The sequence below is a fragment of the Bathymodiolus azoricus thioautotrophic gill symbiont genome, from assembly GCF_001298715.1.
In the GTDB taxonomy this organism is placed as follows: domain Bacteria; phylum Pseudomonadota; class Gammaproteobacteria; order PS1; family Pseudothioglobaceae; genus Thiodubiliella.
Map to the genome: position 1 here is coordinate 1 of NZ_CDSC02000209.1, position 1,045 is coordinate 1,045.

Annotated in this window: 1 protein-coding gene; it reads left to right on the plus strand. The window is 40.9% G+C overall.

What is annotated here, in order from left to right; genetic code table 11:
- The coding region (locus BAZSYMA_RS04045; RefSeq protein ID WP_195910087.1) for a galactose-binding domain-containing protein at positions 1-788 on the plus strand (788 nt) is incomplete at its 5' end.
- Positions 789-1,045 lie beyond the last annotated feature (257 nt).

Sequence of the window (1,045 nt, forward strand, 5' to 3'; positions counted from 1 at the left end):
TTTATTCAAATGAGTATGCCTTTGCTGCTCTTAAAGCCGATGGCTCAATTACGACATGGGGTTACATAAAGAGTGGAGGCAAAAACGCACTCAACGCACCCACTGATAAAGACTATATCAAGGTTTATTCAACCGGTATGGCCTTTGCTGCTCTTAAAGCCGATGGTTCAATTACGGCATGGGGTGACATGGAGAATCCGTGGAGTAACATAGAGAATATACGCAAAAACATACCCACTGACAAAGGTTATATTGAGATTTATTCAAATGAATTTGCCTTTACTGCTGTTAGGCCCGATGGCTCAATCAGGACATGGGGTGACCCAAGTTATGGAGGCGCATATGCCTCTGGTGGTTACAATCTAGCGCTTGGAAAACCTGCCACACAATCCAGTATATATCCACACCGCATCCACGCTGTTGCTGGCTATGCAGTAGATGGCAATACTGATGGTGAATTCTTAAATAGTAGCACAACCCACACCAAAGATGAACAAGGTGCTTGGTGGCAGGTTGATCTAGGCGGTAAGAAAAAGATCAATCAAATCATTATCTACAACCGCACTGATTGCTGTGCAAATAGACTAAGCAACTACCAGGTTAGTATCTCTAATAAAGCAGACTTTAGCACCCACACCTATCAACAAGACTTTCATGTTGCGCCTAATCCCAAAAAGACTATTAAATTAGACGCATCAGGTAAACAAGGTCGCTATGTTAGAGTCCAGTTGCTTGATAAGAACTATCTGTCTCTAGCAGAAGTTCAGGTTATAGGTGATGATCTTTAAATAAAGAAAACACAGTAAGGGTGTTTCAGTTGCTGGTTACTTAAGTTGCGACAATGCGCTAGTGGGCAAGGTCTATAGACAGGTAAATCTTTCGTTGTGTTGTAGCACCTTGTGCACTGACGAGGCAACTTGTTTATCAGGGTATAAAAACTGTTTATGCAAAGGTCTCATATAAAAACTACAAGCATTTTTCAACTACCCATGAATTTTGGGCGGTTAATATCAACATTATAATAACTTTAGGACTAAAAGATATT